Genomic DNA, 755 nt, shown 5'->3' with positions numbered 1-755 from the left:
TGTGGTGTAAACAACGCAACGTTTTCCTACAACTAAGTACCTCCAACTTCCTTGAGATAAGTGCCTTAGCAGTTTGAGACCTTTGCAAAATTCCCCAAAATCCCTTAAATTCCCATTAAGACATTTAGGGGATTTTCCATGAGCATCTTCTTCCAGCAAACCGCCACTTTGCCTGCCGCTCCACGTCCTCGTTTGCCTTTGCGGTGTCCGCCGAAATAACTCTCGTCCAGCTCGACTGAGCCGTCAAAAATCATATCGGCTTCCAACGAGAGATGATGGCTGATGACTTCGCGAACTTTGCGGTAAAACAGCACTGCCGAATTAGGGTGGATGCCCAATAAATCAGCAGCCGAATGGGTGGTAACTTCGAGTACAAAAAACTGAAGCAGTTTCTTTTGAATACTCTTTTTTAGTTTACAACGGGTTATCTTCATTTTTGCAGTCTAACATGACTGCTTATCTAGTACAGCCCCATTATTTAATAAACAATAAGATACAGAATCTGAAACAAGATTCCCGCCTGCACGGCAATGACAGTGCTTAGGGGCTGCCACGTTTTCAGGCTGCCTTATGCGTTTTTGAAACCAAATGTAAACATCAGGCCGTCTGAAAACCGGTTTGCACGCTTTTGTGAGACGAAAACCGATTGCCGCAAAACCAAACGCCAAAGGCAGCCTGAAAACCGTATTTTGGGTTTCAGGCTGCCTTGTTGTTTAAGTTTGCAGCAACTGTATTTTTCACCCCGTCGGGCAAAA

General features: G+C 44.8%; 1 protein-coding gene and 1 pseudogene. Both read right to left on the bottom strand.

Annotated elements, in window-relative coordinates; all coding sequences use genetic code 11:
- Positions 1 to 158 precede the first annotated feature (158 nt).
- Positions 159 to 434, bottom strand: a pseudogene (locus HMPREF2872_RS03600) (IS1595 family transposase); the annotation flags it as partial.
- A gap of 134 nt (positions 435 to 568) precedes the next feature.
- A partial coding sequence (locus HMPREF2872_RS11845; RefSeq protein WP_210398840.1) for a hypothetical protein occupies positions 569 to 755 on the bottom strand: 187 nt, incomplete at its 5' end.

The organism is Neisseria sp. HMSC069H12, assembly GCF_001812735.1.
Taxonomy (GTDB): Bacteria; Pseudomonadota; Gammaproteobacteria; order Burkholderiales; family Neisseriaceae; genus Neisseria; species Neisseria subflava.
Note: the sequence above shows the minus strand (reverse complement) of the source record. Positions and strands in the feature narration are given on the sequence as shown.